The organism is Rhodopseudomonas palustris, assembly GCF_034479375.1.
GTDB lineage: Bacteria > Pseudomonadota > Alphaproteobacteria > Rhizobiales > Xanthobacteraceae > Rhodopseudomonas > Rhodopseudomonas palustris_M.
Genome location: NZ_CP140155.1, coordinates 1 through 21,623, shown reverse-complemented (window position 1 = coordinate 21,623; position 21,623 = coordinate 1). Strand labels below are relative to the sequence as shown.

Here is a 21,623-nt window from a genome sequence, read left to right as displayed (position 1 = left end):
GCCTCCTCACCATGAGGTGTGCCCGTTGCAAGCGTTAGTTCACCTCACCCGCACCGCGAGGTTCAGCAGCGCGGCGACGCTGCGGAGCGTCGGCATCGGGTGGCCGATCTGGTCGGCGAGTTCGAGCGGCGCCTCGGCGATCGCGCCGAGTTCCGGTTCACGGCCGTTGCGGACGTCCTGCAGCATCGAGGTGGCGAACGGGCCGGCGGCGCGCAGCACCGCGATCAATTCCTCGATTTCCGGATCGACCGGGCGACCGAGCCGCCCCGCGAGATCCGCAACCTCCTGCGCAATCGCGGCGACGAGGCGGATGGCTTCGGCGTCGTGGCCGATCTGCTCCAGCGTCGCGCCGGTAAGCGCGGAGACGACGTTGGTGGCGGCGTTGCGGATCAGCTTGCGCCAGACCGCGCGGCGAATATCGGACTCAACGCGGACCGCGATGCCGGCCTCGGAAAATTGCTCGGCAATGGTCGCGAGCGGCGGCGTGCCGCCGACGGCGCCGAGCTGCAGATCCTGCCGGCCGCTGACGATGACATGGCCGCTGCCGAGCATCGTGACCCGGCTGTAGACCACGCAGCCGATCAGCCGCTCCGGCGCGAACAACGGCAGCAGCGCGCCGTCCGGATCGACCGCCATGATCGGCCGGCCGGTCAGCGGCGCGCGTTCGCCGAGCCCGTACCACCACGGCAGGCCGTTGATGGCCGGCATCAGCAGCGCATCGGGCCGCATCGCCGCCGCCAGCCGCGGCAGCAAGGCCGGCAACGCGCCGGCCTTCACCGCGACGATCACCAGATCATGACCGGCAAGATCGCGTAGCTCGGCCAGCGCCGGCCGGAAGGCGAAATCGCGATCGCCATCGCGCAGCGACAGGCCGTGCGTCGCGAGGAAGGAACGGCGCGCGCCGCGCGCCAGCACCGAGACCGCGTGGCCCGCGGCGTGTAGCCGGCCGGCGAGCGCGGTGCCGATCGCGCCGGCGCCGACCACGCAGACATTCAGACGCGTAACGGGCGCCACCGATGCCCCGATGGCGCCCGTGCCTTGCGCGCTGCCGCTCATGGCGTTGAAAACGCTCGCGTTCAAAACGCCCGCGCTCAGAACGCAGGCCCCTGCGCCTTGATCATCCGGCGCACGGCGCCGTCGAAGAACAGCCGGGCGAAGCTGCTCTCGGCGATCAGGTCTTTCGAATTGTCGACGCATTGCTGGCGGACATGGTCCGGCAGCGGCGTGTCGGGGCCAGGAATGCCGCCCGCGGCGCACTGGATCTCGCAGGCGCGCTGCACCGTCCACAGCAGCATGAAGGCGCGCGGAATGTCCGGCGCGCCGACCGCGACGCCGTGATTGCGCAGGATCAGCACGTCGCCGTTGCCGAGGCTCGCCAGCATCCGTTCGCGCTCGTCGTCATACAGCGTGATGCCCTCGAAGGTGTGATAGCCGACCCGGCCGGTGAGTTGCGCGCCATAGAAGCTGTCGTGGCTGAGACCCCCGGCCTTCTGCGCCACCGCCGACATCGGCGTGGTGTGGGCGTGCAGCACGCAGTGCAGATCCTCGCGCGCCGTGTGGATCGCGCCGTGCAACGCGAAGCCGGCCGGGTTCGGCCTGTAGTTGGAGGTGCCGATCAGCTCGCCGGAGACGTCGACGGTGAGCAGATTGTCCGGCGTCACCTCGTTGTAGTTGAGGCCGAACGGATTGACGAGATAGCGCTTCTCGGCGCCCGGCAGCCGCACCGAGACGTGGTTGAAGATCATTTCGGTCCAGCCGAAGAAGTCGATCAGGCGATAGCACAGCGCCAGCTCGGTGCGGAGCTGAGCCTCTGTCATGTGATTCATCGGGGCATGGGCATTCATGAGCGGTCGCTCCTTGTTCTGCGTAGTGATCACCGCCGGAGCGCGCGCTTCGGCGGGCCGCGATTCAAGCGTGGCTTTCCGCCGTGGCCGAGCGCACGCCGAGATAGCTGGCGATGACGTCCGGATTGGCGGCGATCTCGGCGGCCGGGCCTTCCAGCACGAAGGCGCCGGATTCCATCACATAGGCGTAGTCGGCGATGCGCAGCGCCGCCTTGGCGTTCTGCTCGACCAAGAGACACGACATGCCGCGGTCGCGCAGCGTCGCCACCGTGCGCAGGATGTCGCGGGTGATCAGCGGCGCCAGCCCGAGGCTCGGCTCGTCGAGCAGCAGTAATTGCGGCTTCGACATCAGCGCGCGGCCCATCGCCAGCATCTGGCGCTCGCCGCCGGACAGCGTCTTGGCCGCCTGGCGCTTGCGCTCCTGCAGCCGCGGCATCAGCGCGTAGACTTCGGCGAGGCCGGCCTCCGCGTCGCGATGGCCCTGCTGATAGCGCGCGAAGCCGCCGAGCCGCAGATTGTCCTCGACGCTCATCGGCCCGAACAATTCGCGGGTCTCCGGGATCAGCGTGACGCCGCGCCCGACCAGCGCCTCGACGCTCGGCTGATCGGGCGTCGTCTCGCCGAAGAACGACAGCCGCCCCTTCACCGGCAGCAGCCCCATCAGGCCGCTGAGCAGCGTGGTCTTGCCGGCGCCGTTGGGGCCGATGATGGCGATGATCTGGCCGCGCCGCACGCTGAGGCTGGCGCCGTGCACGACATTGACGCGGCCGTAGCCGATCTCGATATTGTCAGCTTCGAGCAGCAGGTCGCCGGTTGCTGTCGCGGTCATTCGGCGCCTCCGAGATAGGCTTCGATCACGGCCGGGTTGCGCTGGATCTCGCACGGCGTGCCCTCGGCGAGCTTCTCGCCGAATTGCATGACGACGATGCGGTCGGCGAGGTTCATCACGAAATCCATGTCGTGCTCGACGACGATCACCGCCATGCCTTCGGCCTTGAGCTGCTTCAGCAACCGCGCCAGCGCCTGCTTTTCGAGATGCCGCAACCCAGCCGCCGGTTCGTCGAGCAGCAGGAGGCACGGGTCGGAGGCGAGCGCGCGGGCGATTTCGAGCACGCGCTGCTGGCCCAATGAAAGGCTGCCGGCGATCTGCGTCGCGCTGCTCGCCAGCCCGACCCGATCGAGCTGGCGCAGCGCCTCGGCGATCAGCATCGCTTCCTTGCCGCGGTCGAGCCGCAGCGCGGACGACAGAAACGAGATGTCGGCGCGCGCATGGGCGCCGAGCGCGGTGTTCTCCACCACCGTCATCTCGGGAAGGATGCGGACGTGCTGGAAGGTGCGGCCCATGCCGCCACGCGACAGCGTGCGCGGGAAGTAACTGCTTTCATGACCGAGGAAATGCACCGTGCCGCTCGACGGACGCTGCACCCCGGAGATCAGGTCGAACAGCGTACTCTTGCCGGCGCCGTTGGGGCCGATCAGCGCGAGAATTTCGCCGGCCTTGGCGTCGAGGCTGATGTTGCGGTTGGCGGCGATCGCGCCGAAATTCTTGCAGACGCCGCGCACCGCCAGCACGGTCTCGCCCGGCGCCGGCTTGGGGCGCGCCGGCAAGGGGGCCGCGTCGGTCGAGAACGTCCAGGATTTCGGCAGCCGCATCCGGAACAGGTCGAGCAGCGCCGGCCAGATGCCGCGCGGCAGCAATTGCAGCATCGCCATCGCGGCGACGCCGAAGATGATCACCTGGAAGTCGCCCTGCATGCCGAGCACCAGCGGCAGGTTGGTCTGCAGCCACTGATTGGCGAGCACGACGATGCCGGAGCCGACCAGCGCGCCGCCGATCGAGCCGGCGCCGCCGATCACCGCCATGAACAGATATTCGATGCCCTGGTTGAAGGAGAACGGCGACGGATTGAGGAAGCGCTGGTAATGCGCATAGAACCAGCCGGCGAGTGCGGCGAGCAGGCAGGCGATGACGAAGGCGGCGATCTTCGCCCGCCAGGTGTCGACGCCGAGGCTTTCGGCCATGATGGTGCCGGACTTCAGCGCGCGGATGGCGCGGCCCGGGCGCGAGTCGAGCAGATTGGCCATCGCCAGCTGCAGCAGCAACAGCGCGCCCCAGATCCCGACATACCACGCCTTCGGGCTGACGATCGCGATGCCGAAGATGGTGAGCGGCGGAATGTTGGTCATGCCGGCCTGGCCGCCGGTCTGCGGCAGGGCGGCGAACAGATAATAGGCGACCACAGCGAGCGACAGCGTCGCCAGCGGCAGATAGTGACCCGACAGCCGCGCGGTGATCAGCGAGCCGAACAGCGCCAGCACGAAGGCGACCGCCAGCGCCATCGGCAGCGTCAGCCACGGCGACAGGCCATAGACCGACGAGACATAGCCGGTGATGTAGGCGCCGATGCCCACATAGGCCGCCTGCGCGAATGAGGTGAGCCCGGCGACGCCGGTGAGCAGCACCAGGCCGAGCACCACGATGGCGGCGAGGCCGACATAGTTCAAGAGCGCGATCTCGTAATTCGACAGCAGCAGCGGCGCTGCGGCGACCGCCAGCACGAAGGCGGCGCCGAGGCCGGTCCTGATCTGCCGGCGGCGGCGCAGCGCCTCCGGCGACAGGCTCAGTTGCGCCGGGATCGCCTCGCCGCCGTGGTCGTCGTCTTCCTTGATGCGGTGCTGGCGCAGCGTCTGCACCAGCAGGATCGGGATGATCAGGCTGAAGACGATGACTTCCTTGTAGGTCGAGGCGAAGAACGACGAGTAGCTCTCCAACAGGCCGATCATCAGCGCGCCGAGCGCCGAGATCGGATAGCTCGCGAGGCCGCCGAGAATGGCGCCGACGAAACCCTTGAGGCCGAGCAGGAAGCCGGTGTCGTAGAGGATCGTGGTGGTCGGCGAGATCAGCACGCCGGCCAGCGCGCCGATGAAGGCGGCGAGCAGGAACGAGGTGCGGCCCGCCAGCGTCGTCGAGATCCCCATCAGCCGCGCGCCGGTGCGGTTCAGCGCCACGGCCTGCATGGCCTTGCCGTACAGCGTGTGCTGCGAGGCGAAATACAGCGCCGCGATGACGACGATGGTGACGCCGAGGATCAGCAGCGTCTGCCCGGCGATCGGCACGCCCATCAGCGGCATGGTGAAATCGATCAGCGGCGCGGAGCGCTGGCCGCTGGGACCGAAAATATACAGCGCGAGCCCGGTCATGACGAAATGCAGCGCCACCGAGACGATCAGCAGCACCAGCACCGAGGCATCGGCCAGCGGCTGATAGACGATGCGATACAGCAGCGGCCCGGCGGCGGTGATCACCGCGATCGCGATCACCGCCTTCAGCAGCAGCGGCAGGTCGAAACTGGTAGCGGCATAGGCCAGCGCCAGCACGATCAGCGCGGCGGCGACGCTGCGCAGGCTGGAGACGAGCAGCGTCGCGAGGCGCTGCCTGCGCCATCCGGCGGCGATGTCGATGACGATGTGCAGCGCGATCAGGAGGCCGAGCAACGCGAACGTGCCGGGCCGCTGGCCGTCTTGCAGCGTGACGAAAGTCAGCGCGCCGTAGGAGACGAACTCGCCCTGCGGCACGAAGGTGATGCGGGTGACCGAGAACAGCACCACGATCGCGACCGCCAGCAGCGCGTAGACGACGCCATTGGCAATGCCATCCTGGGCGAGAAACAGGGCGACGACGAGATTCACGAAGATCCTTTCGACGGCGCGGGCGGCGCGCCGTCTGCCGTGCGGATGGTCGGAGCCGGGTGCGAACGGTGTAAGGGCCGGCCGCGGATCGCCTGCTCGGAGGCGAGGACCGCGGCCGGCGCGTTGTTACTTCAGCAGCTTCCAGGCGCCGTCCTTCACCGCGATGGTGACGATACTGCGCGCGTCGAAGCCGGAATGATCGGCCGCGGTCATGTTGTAGACGCCCTGCGCGCCGGTGAGATTCTTGACGTTCTCCAGCGCGTCACGAAGAGCCGCGCGAAACTCCGGCGTGCCGGGCTTGGCCTTCTCGGCCGCAATCGGAATGGTGCGCTCCAGCAACAGGCCGGCGTCCCAGACATTGGCGCCGAAGGTGCCGGGGGCGGTGCCGTACATCTTGGTATAGGCGTCGATATAGGCCTGTCCCGAGGCCTTCGACGGCACGTCGTCGCCGATCTGCGACTGCACCAGCATCGGGCTCGCGGCGAGGATGGTGCCCTCGACCTTCTTGCCGCCGAGCTTGAGGAATTCCGGCGTCGCAGCACCGTGGGTCTGATAGATCCTGCCCTTGTAGCCCTGGTCGACCAGCGTCACTTCGGGCAGCACCGTGGTTGCGCCCGCGGCGCCGACCAGCACCGCGTCCGGCGCGGCCGAGAGGATCTTCAGGCTCTGGCCCGCGACCGAGGTGTCGGCGCGGCTGAAGGTTTCTTCGGCGACCAGCTTGATGCCTTCCTTCTCGATCACGGATTTGAAGGCCTTGGCGAAGTTGGCGCCGAGCGGATCGTTGGTGCCGATGAAGGCCACGGTCTTGACGCCGTTGGTCTTCATGTGCGCGACCAGCGCGTCCATCACGAGGTTGTCGTTCTGGGTGGTCTTGAACACCCACTTCTTCTTCTCGTCCATCGGCAGCACCACCGCGGTGGTGCCGACCGGCGCCAGCATCACCGTCTTGGCGTCGGCGATGAAGGACAGCACCGCCATCGCGTTCGGCGATCCGGACGGGCCGATGATGGCGTCGACCTTGTCCTCGATCAGGAACTTCTGGACGTTCTTGGTCGCCTGCGTCGGGTCGCTGTTGTCGTCCATGTAGATGTAGTCGACCGTGACGTCGCCGATGGTCTTCGGCAGCAGCGCCACGGTGTTCTTCTGCTGCAGCCCGACCACCGAGATCGGGCCGGTCGAGGAGGCGATGACGCCGACCTTGACCTGGGCCATCGCGGGACCGACCGAAGCCGCCAGAACCGCCGCGGCCACGAGCGCCTTGAGATTGTGCATGATCGTCCTCTTCCCATCCGTGTTGCGGGGCCGCGGCCGGGACGTCGCGGCGGCTGCCGCTCGGATCAGGCGCGGACATCTGCAGGAGCGGGTTTTTAAAGCGACTAATTCCCGTCTGCAGTGACCGCCCAATTAGTGAAATATTCCAGCGAACAATCAAGCAACTTAAAACGGCGCGCTGCACATATTATCGCAGAGCTTTGCTGCTTTCGCAGTCAGACGACGCGCGGCGCGGCGGCGCACGGCCTCGCCTCCAGCGCGGCCGATCGCGAAAAGCCGGTTGTTTTCGGGGATCAGGAGCCGTCGGCGCGCTACGGCGACAGGTTGTCGTAAATCTTGACTGACAGCGTGTTGAGGAGCTGGACCTCGGCCTTGGTGAGGCCGCGCAGCGCTTCCTTGAACAGATAGTTGACCTTCTCGCGCACCAGTTCGAGCACGCGCTCGCCCTGCTGGGTGATGAAGACTTCGGTGGATCGCGCGTCGGAGCTCGACGTCCGGGTCGTCACCAGCCCGTCGTCCGTCATCCGGTTGATGATCTTGGCCATCGTCGAGATGTTCACCACCGCCTCGTCGGCGATTTGCGACACGGTGAGCGGCCGCCCCTCGGTCAGCGTCATCAGCACCCGCCATTTCGGCACGTCGAGCCCGGCCGGCTTGAGGATGGCGTTCATCCGCGCCGAATAGCGCGCCAGCATCCGGACATTGTGGAAGAACGGCGACCGGTTGGAGATGAACCGGCTGTCATCGGCCCGGATTCTCCGCTTCATCCCGTCGCTCTTGATCTGCATCTGCCCGTCCCGATCCTGCCGTTCGACGTCCGCCGCGGTGCACGCGGCCGCGACCCGCGCCTGCGCGGGCTTCGACGACACTTCCCGAGATCGTGGAAAATGACAACATCTCCCCGGCGGAATCGACAATAATTCTAGGCGCGCGTTCCGACGGCGGAAGCCGGCCTTCCCGCCCCCACGCCGATTCGGAACGCGCGACGCCGGCGCTGTTCGCCGCGCACGTCGGCCGCGTAGTACGCGCGGCGCACCGCCGGAACCGTGGCGTCCGGCGCTCCGATTGCCTCTCTCATTCGCAGAATGAGCAAGCAGCGAGCACGGCGCCGCCCGAAATTGATGCGGAGACGCTCGATAATTCACTGGAAAGTTCGAGTAGTTCATGATTGTCTTTCGCATGTGGAAGACACGGTCGATGACCTATCGTTACTTTCCGCGGTCGAGACGCAGCGCGCAGGACCAACAGCGCCAACGCCAAAGAGGGCACCATGAACGACCTCGCCAGCGTGATTCATCTGAAGCCGGCCGCGCCGCTCGAGGATTTCGACGCGCTGATCGCCGACATCCGCGCCCGCCGCAGCGAGTTCACCGCGCAGCAGCACGTCTCGCAGGACATCATCGAGCGGCTGCGCAAGGCCGGCATCTATCGCGCCATGGTGGCGAAGATGTTCGGCGGCGACGAACGTAGTCCCGCCGAATTCTGCCGGATGATCGAGAAGATCGCGCAGGCCGACGGCTCGACCGGCTGGGTCGCGAGCTTTGGCGCGGCGGCGACCTATCTCGCCGCACTGCCCGAGCCGACGCTGCGCAAGCTCTATGCGAACGGGCCGGACGTGGTGTTCGCCGGCGGCCTGTTCCCGCTGCAGCCGGCCAGGCGCGTGCCGGAAGGTTATCTCGTCAACGGCACCTGGAAGTTCGGCAGCGGCAGCATGGGCACCTCGCTGATCGGCGTCGGCATCTCGGTCGAAGGCGATGCGTCAGGCGGATTGCCGCGGGTCGCGGTGATGCCGGCGGAGAAAGTGGAGATCCGTCCGAACTGGGACGTGATCGGGCTGGAAGGCACCGGCAGCCACGATCTGGTCGTCAGGGACGTGATCGTGCCGGAGGAATGGACGCTGATCCGCGGCGGCGCGGCTTCGGTCGATGCCGACATCTATCGCTATCCGTCGCTCGGCCTCGCCGCGCAGGTGCTCGCCGTGGTCGGGCTCGGTGTCGCACGCGGCGCGCTCGACGAAGTGATCGACATGGCCGGCGGCCGGGTGTCGATCACCGGCGCGCCGAAGCTCGCCGACCGCGGCTATGTGCAGGTCGCGATCGCCAAGGCCGAGGCCAACCTGCGCGCCGCCCGCGCCTTCTTCTACGACGCCACCGAAGAGACCTGGCGCATCGTCCGCGCCGGCGACAAGCCGTCGGTCGAAGCCACCACGGTGCTGCGGCTGGCGGCGAGCCACGCGGCGAAAACCGGCGCCGACGTGACGCGAATGGCGACCGAACTGACCGGCACCACGTCGATCTACAACGGCCATCCACTGGCGCGGGCGCTGACCGACAGCTTCGTCGTCGCGCAGCACGCCTTCCTCAACGAGGGCACGATGCAGAGCGCCGGGCGGGTGTTGCTCGGGCTGCCCTCGGTCCCGGGCTATCCATGATGCAGCGCCCCTCTCCGACCATTTCCCAGCGACAAGGATCAGACACATGACCAGCCTGGCGGAGCTCTCCACCACTCCCGACGATCTGATCCGCAAGGATCGCGTTCGCACGCCGCTCTACACCGATCCGGCGATCTTCGACGCCGAGATGACCAAGATCTTCCGCAACACCTGGGTCTGGGTCGCGCATGTCAGCGAGATCCCGAACAACGGCGACTTCAAGATGGCGCAGGTCGGGCTCGAGCCGGTGATCGTGGTTCGCGACCGCAAGGGCAAGGTCCACGTCCACCTCAACCGCTGCCGGCATCGCGGCGCGACGCTGTGCGAAGTGCGCAAGGGCAAGACCTCGAGCCTGGTCTGCCCGTATCACGGCTGGGGCTATTCGCTCGACGGCAAGCTGCGCGGTGTGCCGTACGAGAACGGCTACGACGAGAAGACGCTCGACCGCAACGAGCTGTCTTTGAAGTCGCTGCGAGTCGAGGAATACAACGGCCTGATCTTCGCGACCTTCCGCGACGACATCGAGCCGCTCGCCGACTTCCTCGGCCCCGCCAAGAAGTGGATCGACCTGTTCATGAAGCAGGGCGGCGGCTATCCGGTGAAGACGCTGGGCGAGCACAAGTTCCGCTTCCCCGGCAACTGGAAGATCCAGCTCGAGAACACTACCGACGCCTATCACTTCCCGCTGGTTCACAAGTCGTTCCTCACCGCGGTCGACAAGGAGACCGAGCAGCAGCTCGACATGCTGAACAATGGCGGCTTCGTCGAGGATCTCGGCAACGGCCACAGCGTGATGGTGATGATCCCCGAACTGATCGATCTCGACGACAATCTCGAGGCGCCGATCCCGGAGAAGTTCGCCGATCTCGCCAAGGAGCTCGCGGCGGAGGGCTACTCCGACCTCGAAGTCCGGCGCATGGTCCGCGCCGTGGGCGGCTCCGGCTTCAACATCAATTTATTCCCGAACGTCGCCTGCTCGATGGCGTTCTTCCGCGTGCTGCAGCCGGTCTCGGTGAACGAGACCGAGATCCGCCACATCGCGATCGGGATGGACGGCGGCCCCGCCGCGGCCAACCGCGCCCGCATCCGGCTGCACGAATTCTTCCAGGGCCCGATGGGCTTCGGCAGCCCCGACGATGCCGAGGTGTGGGACCGCGTCCAGCACGGTGCGCAGGGCGGCGACGAGATGTGGATCATGCTGAACCGTGGTTTTCCAAAGGAAGAGAGCCTGCCGGATGGCCGGCACCGCAGCGACGTCAGCGCCGAGACCGGCATGCGCGCCGCCTATGATCAATGGAAGCGGATGATGACGGTCTGACCATGAACATGCCCATGACGATTCCCGCGACCACTTCCCTGCCCGTCACGCTCGCCGAGGCGATGGAATTCGCCTGGTACGAGGCCGATCTGCTCGACCACGCCATCTATGACGAGTGGCTGGCGCAGTGGACCGCCGACGCGCTCTACATCGTGCCGATCGAACCGGGCACGACCGATTTCGAGAACAGCCTGAACTACGCCTATGACGATCACGGGATGCGCAAGAAGCGCGTCGAGCGTTTGCTCAACGGTCAGTCGATCTCGGCTTCGCCGGTGGCGCTGACGGTGCGGTCGCTGTCGCGCTTCCGCCTGCTGCAGACTGACGAAGCCTCCTGCGAGCTGCGCTGCGCGCAGATCATCACCGAATATCGTCGCGGCCGCGAGCGGACCTACACCGGCGACGTCACCTATCGTCTGGTGCGAGGTTCGACCGGTCTGCAGATCGCCCGCAAGGTGGTCTGGCTGATCAACTCCACCGAGGCGCTCGGCGGCATCGGCTACATCCTATGAGCGCCCCCTCCGCCAACAGCGGCGGCCGCGTCGCGCTGGTCACCGGCGGCGGCGGCGGCCTCGGCGAGATCATCGCCGGCGCGCTGCACGGCGCGGGCTATCGCGTCGCCGTCGCCGACATCGACGAGGCGGCGGCGCGCACCGTCGCATCGCGGCTGGACCCGGGCGGCGCATCGGCGATCGCGCTGAAGCTCGATGTTCGCGCCAAAAGCGATTTCGACGCGGCGCTGGCGGCGCTGCTGGCGCGCTGGGGCGGCGCGCATGTGCTGGTCAACAACGCCGCCGTCACAGTGGCGCGGCCGGTGATGGAAATCTCGCCGGAGGAATTCGACGCGGTGATCGCGGTCAATCTGCGCGGCACGTTTCTAGGCTGCCAGGTGTTCGGCGCGTATTTCCGCGATGCCGGCCACGGCCGCATCGTCAACATGGCGTCGCTCGCCGGCCAGAACGGCGGCACCGCCACCGGCGCGCACTATGCGGCGTCGAAAGGCGGCATCGTCACGCTGACCAAGGTTTTCGCGCGCGATCTCGGCAAGTCGGGCGTCACCGTCAACGCGATCGCGCCCGGGCCGCTCGATCTGCCGATCGTGCACAAGACGGTGCCGGCCGAGCGCTTCGCCGAGTTCAAGGCGAACATCCCGGTCGGCGACATCGGCGATCCCAAATTCGTCGCGCAGCTCGTGCTGCAACTGGCGTCGCCGGAATCCGGCTTCGTCTCCGGCGCGACCTGGGACGTCAATGGCGGGCTGTTCATGCGATGAGGCCCGCGATGACGCCCACGGTCGAACGCGACGAATTCCGCGAGGCGATGAGCCGGCTCGGCGCAGCCGTCAACATCATCACCACCGACGGCGCGGCCGGGCTGCATGGCCTCACCGCCTCGGCGGTGTGCAGCGTCACCGACGATCCGCCGACGCTGCTGGTCTGCGTCAACCGCGCGTCCAACGTCCATGCGGCGCTGTCGCAGAACGGCGTGCTCTGCGTCAACGTGCTGGCGAGCCGGCACCAAGAATTGTCGTCGCTGTTCGGTCGCGGCGGCATCCCGGTGGAGGAGCGCTTCGCCGGCGCGCAATGGCGGGTGCTGACGACCGGCGCGCCGGCGCTCGCCGACGCCGTGGTGAGCCTCGATTGCACGATCGCGCAGATCACCGAGATCGGCACCCACAGCGTATTCTTCTGCCGCGTGCGGGCGATCGCGCTCGGCGGGCAGCCGGAGGGGCTGATCTACTTCAACCGCTCCTATCACGACATCGCGCCGGCGCGGCGCGAACTATGCCACCAGGACTGATCCCGCCCCGACCAGAGAAAGCCCGTATCCCGATGAATATCGAACAGCTCGCATCGACCGTGACGGCGCTGCAGGACGAGGTCGCCACGCTGCGCGCGGAGGCGGATATCCGCCGCATCCAGGCGCGCTACATGTTTCTGTGCGACACGCCCTGCCCCGAATTCGGCGTCGACAACGACGACGAGCGGATCGAGCGCATCCTCGACCTCTACACCGAGGACGCGATCTGGGAGGGCGTCGGCGCCTATTACGACAATCAGTTCGGCCGCAGCGTCGGCAAGGCCGCGATCCGCAAGCACTTCCAGGGGTTCTGGGGACCGGCGCGGGTTCCGGGGCTGGTGCTGAACGTGCACTATCTCACCTCCGAGCAGATCCACGTCCGCGGCGACGAGGCCGATGGTCAATGGGTGCATTGCCAGCCGTGGATCTTCACCGACGGCTCGTCGCTGCTGCGCTCGAGCCGGCTGAACAATCTGTTCCGCAAGGAGGACGGCGTCTGGAAAGTGGCGCGCACGCGCACCGAGAATCTGTTCGTCGCGCCGCTGACGCCGGGCTGGGCGCAGAGCGTGCCGGAGAAATCAGTACTGATGCAGCCGTGAGCGATCCTGCATATTCGACGAGCTGAAGGACAAGCCAGATGACCACAACGACCGCGCTTTCATTCGCCGAGGCTGTGCCGCTGGAAGCGGACGCGCTGCATCGCCTGTTGCAGGCCTGGTTCCGCGCCGAGGGCACCGACGATCCGGCCGCAATCCGCGCCCGCTTCGACGAGGGCTTCACCATGGTGACGCCGGCCGGCAAGGTGCTGACCTACGAGCAGTTCTCCAGCGGACTGCCGACGATGCGCGGATCGCGGCCGACGCTGATCATGCAGATCAGCGACGTGGTGGTGCGCTATCTCGACGCGTCCACGGCGCTCGTCACCTATTGCGAGCGGCAGATCCAGGACAGCGGCACCACCGACCGGCTCTCCACCGCGCTGCTGATCGCCCGCGCCGACCGGCCGACGCCGGTATGGCGACATCTGCAGGAGACCTGGATCACGCCGTGAGCGCGCGGCGCGAGATCAGGCCCGAGCGCGGAGGACGCCATGCGAGAGGCTGAAATGTGGAAGACCTACCGCTATCAGGGCCACCGCGTCATGGTGATCCAGCAATGGGACGACCCGTTCGGCCGCCGCATGATCCGCATCGAAAGCGTCGACGACGACGGCGCCCACGCCGCCGGCATGTTCGAGGCGGAGTTCATGCGGGAGGCGGAGGCGGAGGCGGAGGCCGCGGGCGGTTAGCTCGCGCAGGACCGCCGCCCGAGTCGCGCGTTGCGCCTGGAACCGAGTTGATGGACCGGCGTTCTGCCTCCCAGAACATGGGAGCGACCACATGGGTATTCTCTGGATTATCATCATCGGCTTCGTCGCCGGCGTCATCGCCAAATTCCTGATGCCGGGCGACAACGAGCCGTCGGGCTTCATCATGACCACGATCCTCGGCATCGTCGGCGCTTTCGTCGCGACCTTTCTGGGGCAGTCACTCGGCTGGTACAGCGCGGATCAGGGCGCGGGTCTGATCGGAGCCGTCGTCGGCGCCCTCATCGTGCTGGTGATCTACGGCTTCATCGCCGGCCGCCGACGGACCGCATAGTCGTCACGCTCGCAAAGCGGCGGCCATGGCGACGTGGCCGCGACGCCAGGCAGGTTCGGTTCGACTTCACCCCGTGATCGACGTCCCCTCTTCCCATGCAGGACATCAACGATGGACAACAAGAAGAGGGGCGTCGAGGACCGCAGCAAGATCAACATGCACGAGAGCTTCGAGGTCAAGTCATGGGTGAAGCAACTCGGCGTCTCGAAAGAACGACTGCAGCAGATCATCGACAAGGTCGGCAACTCCGCAGCCAGCGTGCGCAAGGAACTGGCGCGGCACGCGAAGGAGTGAAGGCGGCTTGAACGCGAGACGGAATGCATCAAGCGGCACAATGCGCGGGCAAGCAGCAACTAAGCTGATGGTGGGCCTGCCCAATTCGGGGCGCCGAGAAGGCGTCCAACGCTGAAGCGCATTTTCCTTGGAGCGTTTCAGGAGCGCGATGTTCTGCAGATAGACTCGAACGCACGAAAACAAAGTATCTCCAGCTTGTGCGACTTGGCGCGCCCGCGAAGGCGCCTCGAGACCAGAGATGAGGTGAGCTTTGGTAACGTGCCCGTTCTCCAGCGCGCTAAGATCAATGTGGTGGAAGTTCTTTTCGCCCAGATCGCACTTTGGATCCGTCGCTCTCACTGGATCGACAACATCGCCGATCGGCACCCAGCACCACCCTTCCGGAAGCGGCCAGAGCCCTTCGGTCGTGACTCCGCAGACGCCACGCGACAATCCATTACGCCACCACTACCCCGTTCAACGCATCCAACAGCACCGCAGCCACGCGCCGTCGGCGCGTGCGGCGTCACGCCGCCCAATCCGTCACCATCAGCCCGGGCACGCGCTCGAATTCCCGCCGGTTGGCGGTCACCAGGATCGCGCCGCGTGCGCGTGCCTGCGCGGCGATGAGCACATCATAGAAACCGATCGGCACGCCTTGCACCTCGAGATCGGCCCGGATGTCGCCCGCCTCGGCTGCATCCTCCTCGCCGAACGGCAGAATGGTGACTCCCGGCGCGAGAAACTCACCCAGCAAGGCCTCCATCTGCACCCGCCGATTACTCTTGGCGTAGCCATAGCGCAATTCGAACAGCGCGATCACCGGCAAGGCGACGGGCACAACGCCGATGGTTTCCCGAAATCGCGTTTCTAGTTGGGGGGCACGGCCATTGATGATGCCGATGACAACATTCGTATCAAGGCAGATCATACTCAATCGATCCCGAAATCTTCGGGCTGGACTGACGGATCGTCCGGCATGCCATCGACGAGGAAATCTCGCGCGCCGAGTGCATCCAGCCGCGCGCGCCAAGCGGCGTAATCGAACGGTTTCTTCTCCATCGGCTCCAGGATCACCTTGTCGCCGACCCGGCTGACGCGCACCTCGGTGCCCTCGAAGCGGAACTCCTTGGGCAGCCGCACGGCCTGGCTGCGGCCATGCATGAAAAGCTTCGCCGTCGCCGGCGCGTCCGGTCCGGGCGCGCCCTTGGCGTTGCGACGTGCAGTGCCGGACTTGCTGGCGGGTGAAGACATCGGCGGCCCTCAAAATTGGTATTTACCATTGATATCTATCATGCGACCGGCGCATCGGTCAATTCGTCCAGAAGGCCGGGCAGCCGCGCACCGAACAGCGCGCGCGCCCTGACGATGCCGCCGCGCCCGGAAAACTCCGGCGCGTCCATCATGTCTTGCGGCCGGATTTCGATGTTGACGCCTACATGATCGCGGATCGCCGTCAGCCAGGCCTGTTGCTCGTCCGTATAGGTCCGCCCCGCCTTTTCCTCGCGGCCGAGCCAGAGGTTGAACCGGCCAGCGATCACCGAGGGCAGAGAGTCAAGCGACTCCGCCTCGTCGATCGCGTAGCGCACCAGCATAACGATGTCGGCCAGTGTGCCGGCGACCAGGCGTTCGGTGTCGGCGCGCGGGGCCTCGAACGCCGACCCTTCCTCGTCCTCCTCTGACAGCTCCTTGCCGGTCAGCATTGCGCGATGGCTTGCCGCCAGCCGCCCCGCGACGCTTTCTGCGCATTCACTCTGTTTGCTCGGCGCGTTTGCAGGCCTTGTCGGTTCTTACGACGACGCCGATCTCCGTGCCGCACCTGGGACAGACCCATTCGCGAACCTCATAGCCGGGGCGCAGTGGACCGTTCAGCAAGCTCTTGATAGCTCGACATAGGTCGCAACACTCTTCGTCTCGCATCAGTCCATCCAGAATTGGGACGAACTCGCATACGGCAATTCGAATAGTAATTCGATTGGGGAATTCCTGACGACGAGATCCACTTCAGACTTCCTGCTGCTCGACGTCGGTCGTGGCGCGCCGTTGCGAAGGTCGATGCCGCTGCAGGCGTCTCGGGGCCGATTGAAAGCGGGATATCCTGACGTTGTTTCGTCGTTTCAGGGATCAAACGGACCGTCGGACAGCGCGTTCCCAAATTGACGGAGGAAAGCAGCCGGTTAGTCTCGCGCTACTCTCTGAGTTGGGCCGGCGTCGGCGCGATCACCTCGGTCGCACTGGTGGAGTCCGCAATCACGCTCGAAGGTCAGTTCGAGCGTGACCATGCGGGCTCCGCGCCAGTTCCGATCAGAAGCGACTTGCCGCGACCGTGGTTCGGCCGCTGCGAGTATCAATCGAGCGGCTGCGGGTGGCGCGACGCTCCAGAGTTTCATTTTGGGAGTTTGGAATGGCAGAAGATCTGAACAAGGTTTGGCCGACCGGCCTGACGATCGCGGAGTCGGAAGAGCTCCACAAGCACGTGATCGACGGAACGCGCGTGTTCGGCGCGATCGCGATCATCGCTCACTTCCTGGCGTATGTTTATTCGCCCTGGCTGCACTGAGGAGTAACGATCATGAATCAAGGTAGACTCTGGACCGTCGTCAATCCCACCGTCGGCCTGCCGCTGCTTCTCGGCGGCGTGGCGACCATGGCGTTTCTCGTGCACTTCGCCGTACTTCAGAACACGACATGGGTGTCGGCGTTCATGAACGGCAAGGTCGTCGCGGCAGCCGCGGCCCCGGCCGCTCCCGCGGCCCCCGCCAAGAAGTAGACACCTCCCGGAAGCGGCGGCCTTTTCCGAGGACGCCGCTTCCTCTTCGCTATGGTTGCCGTCACGGCGACGATCCAGGCTCGAGCCGCACTGCATTGAGCAGGACCTCCGCACCAGCCGTCGCGTTCTGTCGAACCGTCGCATGGTCGACGCTTTCGAGCCGAGCGGCATGGGATTTCGTGTTCACACGACGTCCTCACGATCGCCTCATCCAGTGATTGGACTACGGCGATGCCGCCAGGCGCGCCCTTCGTAGCCGTGCAACTCTATCGTGCCATTTTTCTTCGCTCCGTCGGGACCATGAACCATGGATGGTCGAGCAACACCCCGCCTGCGCGTCTTCCTGGCCGATGACCACCCGCTCGTGCTCCGCGGCATGAAGATGCTGATCGGGAACGACGCCGGGCTGGAACTCGTCGGCGACGCCTCCGACGGACCGAGCGCACTCCAGCGCGCGATCGAATTGAAGCCGGATGTCGCGGTCCTCGACCTGTGGATGCCGGGTCTCAGAGGGCTGGATGTCGCCCGCCAGTTTCTGTCGATCTGCCCGACATCCCGCGTGCTGGTGCTGACGGTCCACGAAGACGCGGCCTATCTGCGCAAGGTCCTGCAATGTGGCGTGACCGGCTACATTCTCAAACGCTCGGCGACCGACGAGCTCGCTCGCGGCATCCACGCGGTGGCGGCCGGAGGTCTTTATCTGGATCCGCACTTCCTGGCCGACAGAACCGACGGGGAGTTGATTCTCCGGCAGTCGGCCCGGCGGGTGGGACTCAACCTCTTCATCGAGACCGTCGACAATCTGAAGCGGAACAGCATCCATTAGCGCGAGTCGCGGCGTGGTCGGCACGTCGCCCTTCGGCAGGCGCCGGCGAGCCGCTGTTCTGTCATTGTGGAAGCGCACGCAAGGCGACGGGACCGGCTGTTGCCGCAGTCGTCGTTTCGTCGTTCGTTGCGGACGGAGCAGCCACGACACGCCGACGTCTCCCCGAAGGTTCGGGGAGACGTCGGCGCAATGGAGTAACCTGGGAGGTGCGAGCCGGGCGTGACGTCCCGGCTCGTTGGGTCCAGTTACTTCAAGAGTGTCGGCAGACCGAACAGCGACGAGAACGGCGTCGGCCGGTCGATCAGCAGGGGGCGGCCCGAGAACGACCGATAGGCCCCCTTCTGCTGGAGGATCAGCGGCGTTCCGGACATCGACTTGTAGGGTCCGGAAGTTCCGATGAGGAGCGGCATTCCCGAGAACGATCGATAGGCCCCGTTCTGGCTCAGAAGCAGGGGGGTTCCCGAGAACGATCTGTACGGTCCGGTCGTATTGATCAGCAGCGGTGTCCCCGAGAACGAATAGTACGATTTCAGGGCCGGCAGCAGGATCAACGAGCCGGAATACGAGTGGTACTCGCCTTTCTGCGCGATGATCAGCGGGGTTCCGGAGTACGATTGGTAGGAGCCCGACGTATTCAGGAGCAACGGCGTTCCGGAGAGCGATCGATATTGTTCGTTCGACATCGAACTTCCTTCCGGCGAACGGCTGTGGCCATCCGCCTGTGATGGGGACGGTCCACTAGTCCCAGAGATTGAGCAGCAGCGGATAGCCGGAGAACGACTTGTACTCGCCTTCCTGCTTCAGCAGCAGCGGCATGCCGGAGAACGACTGGTATTCGCCCTCCTGCTTCAGCAGCAGCGGGGTGCCGGAGAAGCTCTGGTACTCGCCCTTCTGCTCGAGGATCAGCGGCGTGCCGGAGAAGCTCTTGTACTCGCCTTCCTGCTTCAGCAGCAGCGGCGTGCCGGAATAGCTTTCGTACTCGCCCTTCTGCTCGAGAATCAGCGGAGTACCGGAGTGTCCTTTGTATGCTTCGCTCATGGTCAAATTCCTTTACTTAGAGAGCACTGGCAGGCCCAGCCAGGAGGAGAAGATGGTCGGATTGTTGATCAGCAGCGGCTCGCCCGAATAGGATTTGTACGGACCGCTGCCATCCATCAACAGAGGAGTCCCGGAGAAGGACTTGTAGGGACCGCTGCTGTCGAGCAGCAGCGGCGTTCCGGAGAACGACTGGTAAGGGCCCTTGCTGCTGATCACCAGCGGCGTTCCGGAGAACGTCTTGTCGCTGTCGACGAGCAGCCAGTCGCCGGAATAGGATTTGTACTTGCCCGAGGTGTCGAGCAGAGTCTTGGCGTGAATCATGTTGGAGAACGGCGTCGCTTCGCTCATCTCCATGGCGGCCGAGGCCGACGATGGCACGCTGATCTTGTTCGGACCGTAGCTGTCGAGAATCGCGGTCGCCTTGGCGGCGAAGCCGAATTCGGCCTGAACCGCGACCACGACGGCGCCCTTCTTGACGTAGTCGGCATAGGTCCGGGCCTCGGCGCGCGGCACATAGGCCCGGCCCATCGCCGCGACGACGTCGTCGACGGAACTCGACTTGCCAGACTGATAACCGGTGACGACGGAATATTTGTAGTTGTTCTTCTTCAGGTCGGCTTCCAGCGCAGCGAGCTTGCTGCTGGAGTCGTACAACCGGGTGATGATTTGCGTCATGTCAGCTCCGTTTCGGTCTCAGGACCGGGTCAGATGGCCCTGAATCAGTAGAGTGTCCCGCCGCTTGATCAGCGGGACCATCGTCACCAGCGTCGCGAACAGCAGCAGCAGTTCGAGGCCGTAGACGGCATTGTAACCGGCGGCGGGACCGAACTGCGGAGCGAACGCCGTCACGAGATCGCGAATGATGCCGCCCAGCGCGATCGCCAGGCCGGCGGCGGAGGCCTGCACCGCGCCCCAGGCGCCGAGCGCGAGGCCGGCCTGATCCTTCGGCGCGGCGTTCATCGTCGCGGTCAGCGTGCCGTGGCCGAACAGCCCGGCGCCGAACCCGATCAGCGCGGTGCCGCAGCCGAATGTCAGCACCGACGCGGCGCCCTGCAGTTCGGCGGCGAAGATCACCGCGAGGAAGGCCGGGATTCCGACCAGCGAGCCGAAGCTCGCCATCCGGAACGGATCGGCGCCGCGGCTCAGCACGCGCGAGGCGAGACCGAAGCCGAGCAGGCCGCCGATCGCCAGCGCGGCGGTGAGCTTGGTGGTGTCGCCGACCGACATCGACAGGATCTGGCCGCCATAGGGTTCGAGCAGCACGTCCGCCATGCTGAACGCCATGGTGCCGAAGCCGACCGCGATCAGCCGGAGCATCGCGTCCTTGCCCTGGATGAAGACGTCCCAGGATTCACGGAAGCTCGCGGAGGGGGCGCCGGGATGCGCGGTCGCCTGGGTCGCGCCGGAGGTGCGCCGCGCTTCCTGCTTCCAGACGGCGATGCCGTTGAGCACGATGGTGACGACGGCCGAGCCCTGGATCACCTGAATCAGGCGACCGGGCGAGAAATCGGAGAGCAGGATGCCGAACACGATCGCGGCGGCGATCATGCCGAACATCAGCATGGTGTACATCAGGCCGACCACCTTCGGCCGCGATTCCGGCGAGGCGAGGTCGGTGGCGAGCGCGAGGCCGACGGTCTGGGTGGTGTGGACGCCGGCGCCGATCAGCAGGAACGCCAGCGCCGCGCCGACCTGACCGATCCACACCGGGGCGTTGCCCGCATCGCCGCTGCCCGACAGCACCAAGAGCGCGAACGGCAGGATCGCCAGGCCGCCGAACTGCACCAGGGTGCCCTTGTAGAGGAAAGGCACGCGCCGCCAGCCGAGCACGGATTTGTGGACGTCGGATTTGAAGCCGATCAGCGCGCGGAACGGCGCGAACAGCAAAGGCAGCGACACCATCACGCCGACGATCGAGGCCGGCACGTTGAGTTCGACGATCATCACCCGGTTCAGGGTGCCGACCAGCAGCACCAGCGACATCCCGACCGCCACCTGAAACAGCGACAGCCGCAGCAACCGCGACAACGGCAGATCCGGCGTCGCCGCATCCGCGAAGGGCAGGAAGCGAGCCCCCATAGAGGCCCACAGCTTCATCGCTTTTTGGCTGACGGGGTTCATCGTCTTGGGTCCAAAGTCTTGGGTCCAAAGCGGGGGACAGGATGGTCGACACTGTCTCCGATTCAAACTCGCTGCCGAGCGGTCCGGCATGCGAGGGACGGTCCGGCTTCTCTGCCGGCTCCGCCGCCAACCAACCGACCGGGACCCGTGGGTCCCGGTCGGCCGAACAGCAAAAAGATGCTGTTATTAGCCGATGGAGATCGAGCTCTCGATCGCCGCGGTCTTGCCGTTCATGAACTTCGCGACCCAGGTGGTGTGGGTGAGGACGGCGAAGTGAACCAGCACAACCATCACGGCAACGCTGCCGAGCAGCAGGGGAAGGCCGACGGTCGGCTTGACCACAGTCCAGATTCTACCTTGATTCATTGTCGATACTCCTTAGTGCAGCCAGGGCGAGTAAACATACGCCAGGAAGTGCGCGGCGATCGCGATCGCGCCGAAGATGCGCGTACCGTCGATGACGTGCTTGTGGAGCTCTTCCGACTCCGCGATCGTCAGGCCAGTCGGCCAGACCTTGTTGGGATCGTCTGCCATAGTGAAACCTCCTAAGAGACTTACGATTAGTTCCGTGCTGAACCTGCACGTAGGTCGTTTCGCTGC

27 protein-coding genes and 1 pseudogene are annotated in these 21,623 nt (G+C 65.8%); 13 read left to right on the top strand and 15 right to left on the bottom strand.

The window, feature by feature from the left end; translation table 11 throughout:
• Nucleotides 1–39: 39 nt before the first annotated feature.
• From SR870_RS00140 to SR870_RS00115, 6 genes are all read right to left on the bottom strand, one after another.
• The gene (locus SR870_RS00140; RefSeq protein WP_322516037.1) at nt 40–1,014 is read right to left on the bottom strand and encodes a 2-dehydropantoate 2-reductase; all 975 of its coding nucleotides are present in this window, start codon (nt 1,012–1,014) and stop codon (nt 40–42) included.
• A 77-nt stretch (nt 1,015–1,091) separates the two neighbouring features.
• Nucleotides 1,092–1,844 carry a class II aldolase/adducin family protein gene (locus SR870_RS00135; protein WP_322516036.1) on the bottom strand — a complete coding sequence of 251 codons (753 nt, stop codon included), beginning with the start codon at nt 1,842–1,844 and terminating at the stop codon, nt 1,092–1,094.
• 64 nt (nt 1,845–1,908) lie between these two features.
• The gene (locus SR870_RS00130) at nt 1,909–2,673 is read right to left on the bottom strand and encodes an ABC transporter ATP-binding protein (protein WP_322516035.1); all 765 of its coding nucleotides are present in this window, start codon (nt 2,671–2,673) and stop codon (nt 1,909–1,911) included.
• Complete coding sequence (locus tag SR870_RS00125) at nt 2,670–5,534, bottom strand: branched-chain amino acid ABC transporter permease/ATP-binding protein (protein ID WP_322516034.1); 2,865 nt, start codon at nt 5,532–5,534, stop codon at nt 2,670–2,672. The genes SR870_RS00130 and SR870_RS00125 overlap by 4 nt, the downstream gene beginning before the upstream one ends.
• A gap of 126 nt (nt 5,535–5,660) precedes the next feature.
• Nucleotides 5,661–6,806, bottom strand: coding sequence for an ABC transporter substrate-binding protein (locus tag SR870_RS00120; RefSeq protein ID WP_322516033.1), 1,146 nt, complete (start codon nt 6,804–6,806; stop codon nt 5,661–5,663).
• A 311-nt stretch (nt 6,807–7,117) separates the two neighbouring features.
• Nucleotides 7,118–7,675 carry a MarR family winged helix-turn-helix transcriptional regulator gene (locus SR870_RS00115; protein WP_322516032.1) on the bottom strand — a complete coding sequence of 186 codons (558 nt, stop codon included), beginning with the start codon at nt 7,673–7,675 and terminating at the stop codon, nt 7,118–7,120.
• Nucleotides 7,676–8,076: 401 nt separating this feature from the next.
• Here SR870_RS00115 and SR870_RS00110 point away from each other — a divergent pair, with 401 nt between their 5' ends.
• From SR870_RS00110 to SR870_RS00065, 10 genes are all read left to right on the top strand, one after another.
• Complete coding sequence (locus SR870_RS00110; protein WP_322516031.1) at nt 8,077–9,237, top strand: acyl-CoA dehydrogenase family protein; 1,161 nt, start codon at nt 8,077–8,079, stop codon at nt 9,235–9,237.
• A 46-nt stretch (nt 9,238–9,283) separates the two neighbouring features.
• Entirely contained in the window at nt 9,284–10,555 is a 1,272-nt protein-coding gene (locus SR870_RS00105) for an aromatic ring-hydroxylating dioxygenase subunit alpha (RefSeq protein ID WP_322516030.1), read from the top strand.
• A gap of 14 nt (nt 10,556–10,569) precedes the next feature.
• Nucleotides 10,570–11,067 carry an aromatic-ring-hydroxylating dioxygenase subunit beta gene (locus SR870_RS00100; RefSeq protein WP_322516029.1) on the top strand — a complete coding sequence of 166 codons (498 nt, stop codon included), beginning with the start codon at nt 10,570–10,572 and terminating at the stop codon, nt 11,065–11,067.
• Complete coding sequence (locus SR870_RS00095; RefSeq protein WP_322516028.1) at nt 11,064–11,828, top strand: SDR family NAD(P)-dependent oxidoreductase; 765 nt, start codon at nt 11,064–11,066, stop codon at nt 11,826–11,828. Before SR870_RS00100 ends, SR870_RS00095 begins: the two co-directional genes overlap by 4 nt.
• An 8-nt stretch (nt 11,829–11,836) precedes the next feature.
• Nucleotides 11,837–12,355: a flavin reductase gene (locus SR870_RS00090; protein ID WP_322516027.1), complete on the top strand. Its 519-nt coding sequence runs from the start codon at nt 11,837–11,839 to the stop codon at nt 12,353–12,355.
• Between the two features lie 32 nt (nt 12,356–12,387).
• The gene (locus tag SR870_RS00085; RefSeq protein WP_322516026.1) at nt 12,388–12,954 is read left to right on the top strand and encodes a nuclear transport factor 2 family protein; all 567 of its coding nucleotides are present in this window, start codon (nt 12,388–12,390) and stop codon (nt 12,952–12,954) included.
• 38 nt (nt 12,955–12,992) lie between these two features.
• Nucleotides 12,993–13,406, top strand: coding sequence for a DUF4440 domain-containing protein (locus tag SR870_RS00080; RefSeq protein ID WP_322516025.1), 414 nt, complete (start codon nt 12,993–12,995; stop codon nt 13,404–13,406).
• Nucleotides 13,407–13,445: 39 nt separating this feature from the next.
• Entirely contained in the window at nt 13,446–13,643 is a 198-nt protein-coding gene (locus SR870_RS00075; RefSeq protein WP_322516024.1) for a hypothetical protein, read from the top strand.
• A 91-nt stretch (nt 13,644–13,734) separates the two neighbouring features.
• Nucleotides 13,735–13,995: a GlsB/YeaQ/YmgE family stress response membrane protein gene (locus SR870_RS00070; protein ID WP_322516023.1), complete on the top strand. Its 261-nt coding sequence runs from the start codon at nt 13,735–13,737 to the stop codon at nt 13,993–13,995.
• 111 nt (nt 13,996–14,106) lie between these two features.
• Nucleotides 14,107–14,289, top strand: coding sequence for a DUF3606 domain-containing protein (locus SR870_RS00065; protein WP_322516022.1), 183 nt, complete (start codon nt 14,107–14,109; stop codon nt 14,287–14,289).
• A 505-nt stretch (nt 14,290–14,794) separates the two neighbouring features.
• On the opposite strand, the gene SR870_RS00060 is transcribed toward SR870_RS00065, so the two are convergent.
• From SR870_RS00060 to SR870_RS00050, 3 genes are all read right to left on the bottom strand, one after another.
• Nucleotides 14,795–15,199 carry a type II toxin-antitoxin system VapC family toxin gene (locus tag SR870_RS00060; protein WP_322516021.1) on the bottom strand — a complete coding sequence of 135 codons (405 nt, stop codon included), beginning with the start codon at nt 15,197–15,199 and terminating at the stop codon, nt 14,795–14,797.
• A 2-nt stretch (nt 15,200–15,201) separates the two neighbouring features.
• The gene (locus tag SR870_RS00055) at nt 15,202–15,432 is read right to left on the bottom strand and encodes an antitoxin (protein WP_322516020.1); all 231 of its coding nucleotides are present in this window, start codon (nt 15,430–15,432) and stop codon (nt 15,202–15,204) included.
• Nucleotides 15,433–15,560: 128 nt separating this feature from the next.
• Nucleotides 15,561–15,971 carry a type I restriction-modification enzyme R subunit C-terminal domain-containing protein gene (locus SR870_RS00050; RefSeq protein ID WP_322516019.1) on the bottom strand — a complete coding sequence of 137 codons (411 nt, stop codon included), beginning with the start codon at nt 15,969–15,971 and terminating at the stop codon, nt 15,561–15,563.
• A 701-nt stretch (nt 15,972–16,672) separates the two neighbouring features.
• Between SR870_RS00050 and pufB (SR870_RS00045) the strand changes: the two genes are divergently transcribed.
• From pufB (SR870_RS00045) to SR870_RS00035, 3 genes and pseudogenes are all read left to right on the top strand, one after another.
• Nucleotides 16,673–16,828: a light-harvesting antenna LH1, beta subunit gene (gene pufB / locus SR870_RS00045; protein WP_011443307.1), complete on the top strand. Its 156-nt coding sequence runs from the start codon at nt 16,673–16,675 to the stop codon at nt 16,826–16,828.
• Nucleotides 16,829–16,840: 12 nt separating this feature from the next.
• On the top strand, nt 16,841–17,038 hold the full coding sequence (locus SR870_RS00040) for a light-harvesting protein (RefSeq protein WP_322516018.1): 198 nt from the start codon (nt 16,841–16,843) through the stop codon (nt 17,036–17,038).
• Nucleotides 17,039–17,345: 307 nt separating this feature from the next.
• Nucleotides 17,346–17,747, top strand: a pseudogene (locus SR870_RS00035) (response regulator transcription factor); the annotation flags it as partial.
• A 362-nt stretch (nt 17,748–18,109) separates the two neighbouring features.
• Here the strand turns inward: SR870_RS00035 and SR870_RS00030 are convergent.
• From SR870_RS00030 to pufB (SR870_RS00005), 6 genes are all read right to left on the bottom strand, one after another.
• Complete coding sequence (locus tag SR870_RS00030) at nt 18,110–18,547, bottom strand: hypothetical protein (protein WP_322516017.1); 438 nt, start codon at nt 18,545–18,547, stop codon at nt 18,110–18,112.
• A 55-nt stretch (nt 18,548–18,602) separates the two neighbouring features.
• Nucleotides 18,603–18,902, bottom strand: a complete 300-nt coding sequence (locus SR870_RS00025; RefSeq protein WP_322516016.1) for a hypothetical protein — start codon at nt 18,900–18,902, stop codon at nt 18,603–18,605.
• Between the two features lie 12 nt (nt 18,903–18,914).
• Nucleotides 18,915–19,577, bottom strand: coding sequence for a hypothetical protein (locus tag SR870_RS00020; protein ID WP_322516015.1), 663 nt, complete (start codon nt 19,575–19,577; stop codon nt 18,915–18,917).
• A gap of 18 nt (nt 19,578–19,595) precedes the next feature.
• On the bottom strand, nt 19,596–21,023 hold the full coding sequence (locus tag SR870_RS00015) for a PucC family protein (RefSeq protein WP_322516014.1): 1,428 nt from the start codon (nt 21,021–21,023) through the stop codon (nt 19,596–19,598).
• 186 nt (nt 21,024–21,209) lie between these two features.
• Complete coding sequence (locus SR870_RS00010; protein ID WP_011443314.1) at nt 21,210–21,389, bottom strand: light-harvesting protein; 180 nt, start codon at nt 21,387–21,389, stop codon at nt 21,210–21,212.
• A 12-nt stretch (nt 21,390–21,401) separates the two neighbouring features.
• A complete protein-coding gene (gene pufB / locus SR870_RS00005) occupies nt 21,402–21,557 on the bottom strand; it encodes a light-harvesting antenna LH1, beta subunit (protein ID WP_322516013.1) in 156 nt (51 codons plus the stop codon).
• Between the last annotated feature and the right edge of the window lie 66 nt (nt 21,558–21,623).

Bases quoted from the DNA above. Each gene is read 5' to 3' on its own strand.
- SR870_RS00135 (WP_322516036.1), bottom strand. From the start codon at position 1,844: ATGAATGCCCATGCCCCGATGAATCACATGACAGAGGCTCAGCTCCGC.
- SR870_RS00130 (WP_322516035.1), bottom strand. From the start codon at position 2,673: ATGACCGCGACAGCAACCGGCGACCTGCTGCTCGAAGCTGACAATATC.
- SR870_RS00120 (WP_322516033.1), bottom strand. From the start codon at position 6,806: ATGCACAATCTCAAGGCGCTCGTGGCCGCGGCGGTTCTGGCGGCTTCG.
- SR870_RS00110 (WP_322516031.1), top strand. From the start codon at position 8,077: ATGAACGACCTCGCCAGCGTGATTCATCTGAAGCCGGCCGCGCCGCTC.
- SR870_RS00105 (WP_322516030.1), top strand. From the start codon at position 9,284: ATGACCAGCCTGGCGGAGCTCTCCACCACTCCCGACGATCTGATCCGC.
- SR870_RS00100 (WP_322516029.1), top strand. From the start codon at position 10,570: ATGACGATTCCCGCGACCACTTCCCTGCCCGTCACGCTCGCCGAGGCG.
- SR870_RS00095 (WP_322516028.1), top strand. From the start codon at position 11,064: ATGAGCGCCCCCTCCGCCAACAGCGGCGGCCGCGTCGCGCTGGTCACC.
- SR870_RS00090 (WP_322516027.1), top strand. From the start codon at position 11,837: ATGACGCCCACGGTCGAACGCGACGAATTCCGCGAGGCGATGAGCCGG.
- SR870_RS00085 (WP_322516026.1), top strand. From the start codon at position 12,388: ATGAATATCGAACAGCTCGCATCGACCGTGACGGCGCTGCAGGACGAG.
- SR870_RS00080 (WP_322516025.1), top strand. From the start codon at position 12,993: ATGACCACAACGACCGCGCTTTCATTCGCCGAGGCTGTGCCGCTGGAA.
- SR870_RS00075 (WP_322516024.1), top strand. From the start codon at position 13,446: ATGCGAGAGGCTGAAATGTGGAAGACCTACCGCTATCAGGGCCACCGC.
- SR870_RS00070 (WP_322516023.1), top strand. From the start codon at position 13,735: ATGGGTATTCTCTGGATTATCATCATCGGCTTCGTCGCCGGCGTCATC.
- SR870_RS00065 (WP_322516022.1), top strand. From the start codon at position 14,107: ATGGACAACAAGAAGAGGGGCGTCGAGGACCGCAGCAAGATCAACATG.
- SR870_RS00060 (WP_322516021.1), bottom strand. From the start codon at position 15,199: ATGATCTGCCTTGATACGAATGTTGTCATCGGCATCATCAATGGCCGT.
- SR870_RS00055 (WP_322516020.1), bottom strand. From the start codon at position 15,432: ATGCATGGCCGCAGCCAGGCCGTGCGGCTGCCCAAGGAGTTCCGCTTC.
- SR870_RS00050 (WP_322516019.1), bottom strand. From the start codon at position 15,971: ATGCTGACCGGCAAGGAGCTGTCAGAGGAGGACGAGGAAGGGTCGGCG.
- pufB (WP_011443307.1), top strand. From the start codon at position 16,673: ATGGCAGAAGATCTGAACAAGGTTTGGCCGACCGGCCTGACGATCGCG.
- SR870_RS00040 (WP_322516018.1), top strand. From the start codon at position 16,841: ATGAATCAAGGTAGACTCTGGACCGTCGTCAATCCCACCGTCGGCCTG.
- SR870_RS00030 (WP_322516017.1), bottom strand. From the start codon at position 18,547: ATGTCGAACGAACAATATCGATCGCTCTCCGGAACGCCGTTGCTCCTG.
- SR870_RS00025 (WP_322516016.1), bottom strand. From the start codon at position 18,902: ATGAGCGAAGCATACAAAGGACACTCCGGTACTCCGCTGATTCTCGAG.
- SR870_RS00020 (WP_322516015.1), bottom strand. From the start codon at position 19,577: ATGACGCAAATCATCACCCGGTTGTACGACTCCAGCAGCAAGCTCGCT.
- SR870_RS00015 (WP_322516014.1), bottom strand. From the start codon at position 21,023: ATGAACCCCGTCAGCCAAAAAGCGATGAAGCTGTGGGCCTCTATGGGG.
- SR870_RS00010 (WP_011443314.1), bottom strand. From the start codon at position 21,389: ATGAATCAAGGTAGAATCTGGACTGTGGTCAAGCCGACCGTCGGCCTT.
- pufB (WP_322516013.1), bottom strand. From the start codon at position 21,557: ATGGCAGACGATCCCAACAAGGTCTGGCCGACTGGCCTGACGATCGCG.